Source organism: Candidatus Hydrogenedentota bacterium (assembly GCA_035450225.1).
GTDB lineage: Bacteria > Hydrogenedentota > Hydrogenedentia > Hydrogenedentales > SLHB01 > DSVR01.
This window is the reverse complement of sequence record DAOTMJ010000004.1, coordinates 1-2,779: the sequence shown is the minus strand read 5'-3', so window position 1 is coordinate 2,779 and position 2,779 is coordinate 1. Positions and strand designations below refer to the sequence as shown.

The 2,779-nt window shown below is 61.1% G+C and carries 4 protein-coding genes; all 4 read right to left on the bottom strand.

Going from position 1 to position 2,779, the window contains the following annotated elements:
• Positions 1-468: Ig-like domain-containing protein (locus P5540_03970; GenBank protein HRT63960.1), on the bottom strand; the 468-nt coding region annotated here is incomplete at its 3' end.
• Positions 469-905: 437 nt separating this feature from the next.
• Positions 906-1,928, bottom strand: a complete 1,023-nt coding sequence (locus P5540_03965) for a reverse transcriptase/maturase family protein (protein HRT63959.1) — start codon at positions 1,926-1,928, stop codon at positions 906-908.
• The gene (gene avd, locus P5540_03960) at positions 1,900-2,292 is read right to left on the bottom strand and encodes a diversity-generating retroelement protein Avd (GenBank protein ID HRT63958.1); all 393 of its coding nucleotides are present in this window, start codon (positions 2,290-2,292) and stop codon (positions 1,900-1,902) included. The genes P5540_03965 and avd overlap by 29 nt, the downstream gene beginning before the upstream one ends.
• Positions 2,293-2,387: 95 nt before the next feature.
• Positions 2,388-2,705 carry a formylglycine-generating enzyme family protein gene (locus P5540_03955; protein HRT63957.1) on the bottom strand — a complete coding sequence of 106 codons (318 nt, stop codon included), beginning with the start codon at positions 2,703-2,705 and terminating at the stop codon, positions 2,388-2,390.
• Between the last annotated feature and the right edge of the window lie 74 nt (positions 2,706-2,779).

Here is a 2,779-nt window from a genome sequence, read left to right as displayed (position 1 = left end):
CGCCGAAGCGCCCGGATTTACGGTCAACGACTGCGGATGCGCGGCGATGAGGGGCGCGGCCACGGTTATCGTGCGGGCGTTGGGCGTGCCGATGCGATTGCCCTTGAGGTCTTGTACGTTGGAAACGGTGACGGTCAGGGTTCCACCCGCAAGCGCTTGCCCGGACCAAGTCAATATGTAGGGATTCGACCCGGTCACGGTACCCGGATTGGCGGACAACGTTCCTTGCGCGGTCCCGGACACGCTATAGTTGCCTGTGGCGGTCACGCCCGGCGCCAGCATCGGTTCGCTGAACTGCACCGCAATCGAGTTGGCCGCTTGGACCGATACCGAAGACACCGTGGGCTGCACCGTCTCCCACGAACCCGCCGCCGAATCCGCCTGCCCCACGTAGGCCATCGCCCATCCCGGAAACAGTACCCAGACAAACGCCCACACCAAGGTTCCTCGCATCGTCATCTTTTTCATGCTGCCAGTCCTCCTCCGCATCTTTGCGCCATTGCGTGAGATAGAGGGATCGCACAAAGGCTTTACCGCACTTCGGTTGGATGGACGGGGCGGGTCTTCGCCGCGAGGGCTACCAGCCCGCCCCGCCTGTTTCGATATTTGTCCGGGCGGCCCATACGCCGGCGCCACGCGGCACAGGAACAGGCCTGTAGTCTTCCGCGGCGCCCTTTCGAGCGCGCGACGCCATACTGGACGTCGCGCCACTTCCCGCGTTGGCGCAAGGCCAAGACGGGAACCCCGTCCGGGAAGTCTTGAGTGGCGAACCGGACACGCAGAGGCGAACCCCGTTGTTGTTGTTCCTGTTGTCGGGATTGTTTCTGTTGCGATTCGCGGACCGGCAGTTCCTGTCGTTGTTGTTCCAACTGCCGCCGCGCAGCACCCGGTTCGTACCATTCGGCCTATCCCTCCGTAAAGGACACGCCCGCCAGCAGCGCCCGGCGCAAGCCCCAAGCGTCCGCATGACGCGCATGTCCGATCCAGCTCATCAAGCTGGCGCGCACGTCTCCGAGGGCGGTTTCGCCGGCCCGGTAGGCTCGCGCCAGCCGTTTCAGTTTGCGTTGAAACCGATGTCCGTTGCAGGGCCGCACACGCCGGTGATGCGGCCAGATGCGATACCCCATGAAATCGCATCCCTCGGTAACGGGAAACACGGTTCGCTTGCGCGGATGCAACGCCAAACCCAGCGCCGATAGCCGATCCTCGATTTCCGGGATCAACGCGTGAAGCGCCTTCTTGTCGTCGTCCAGCACGACGAAGTCGTCCACGTAGCGGATATAGTACGGACGGCGCAGGTCTTCCTTGATCCAGTGATCGAATCCGTTCAGGTAGACGTTGGCAAAGAATTGGCTCGTTTGGTTGCCGATCGGGATGCCGGCGCCCGAAGGCCAGAGCAATCCCTCGTCGCCCCGCGACCGGACGATCTGCTCGCACAACCACAGAACGTCCCGATCCGCGATCCGCCGCGCGAGCGCACCATAGAGTACGTCGTGGCGGATACTCGGAAAATACCGTGATATGTCGCACTTCAGCGCATACTTGGCCTTGCGCGAGAACAGCGTGTACCGATCCGCCGCCGCATGGGTTCCTTTTCCCTTCCGGCACGCATACGTGTCGTATATGAATGTCCGATCGAAAAGTGGCTCGATGACGTTGCACAGCGCGTGATGAACCACCCGGTCGCGATACGGAGCCGCCGAGATCAGGCGCCGCTTCGCCTCCTGTACGTAAAAATCGCGGTACGGCCCCGGACGCCACGTACACCCGGCCAATTCCCGCTGCAAGTCCAGCAAATTCTCCTCCAGCCGCGCGTGAAACGCAAATACGTCCGGGCGGCGCCGTTTGCCGCGCTGCGCCTTGCGCGCCGCTTCAAGCAGATTGCCGAAAGAGTAAATTTCAGGATACAGATTCTTCCATGTTTTCATGCAAAGCACGCGGCCTTTCCCGTTGTTGCTTGATCCAACCGCCTATCTGGCGCCCGATATCCTCGATCTGCTTCGCCGCATATTCGTACTGACACTCCTGCAAGCAATCGAGACGCACCGCCAGCCGCACCAGCGCCCGCAGTACGTGCAATTCCTCGTTCACGCGGTCGAGCAAAGCGCGCTTGTCGCGGCGCAGGCTGGCGCGCTGCACCAGGGCCAGCAACTCCAGCAGGCTCGCATCAATGCGGTCGCCGAGCGACTTCCGCCAGTTCTTCGGGAAACGATTCGTATGTGACAGGAACCACTGCGCGAAATCGAACAACGTCACCGAAACATGAGGTTCGTAGTTGCCATGCTGTTTCATTTCCGTACGCCCGTTCCGGCCTCCAAAAATCCGCTAGGGGCTTCGCCCCTAGAACCCCATAAAGGTAAAAAAATAAAGTGTAAAGGAAAAACCGACTAGCGGGGCGAACCGGACACGCAGAGGCGAACCCCGTTGCCGTAGTTCCTGTGGCCGGGATAGTTCCAGATGCGATACGCGGACCGGCAGTACCTGACGCCGTTGATCCAATTGCCGCCGCGCAGCACCCGGCCCATCCCTGTACTAGGACCCTGTGGATCTGATACTGCGCCCGCCGCGTAACTCCCGTACCAGTCCTGGCACCATTCCCAGACGTTCCCGCTCATGTCGTAAAGTCCCCAGGCGTTCGGCGTCTTCTGGCCCACCGGATGCGTCGTATCGCCACTGTTGTCATAATACCATGCATAGGTTCCAATCTGGCTGTAACTTGGATCATCCGTAATCCCCGGCTAAGGAAGCGATTGGGGCGGGTCATGTCAAATTGAGTCGG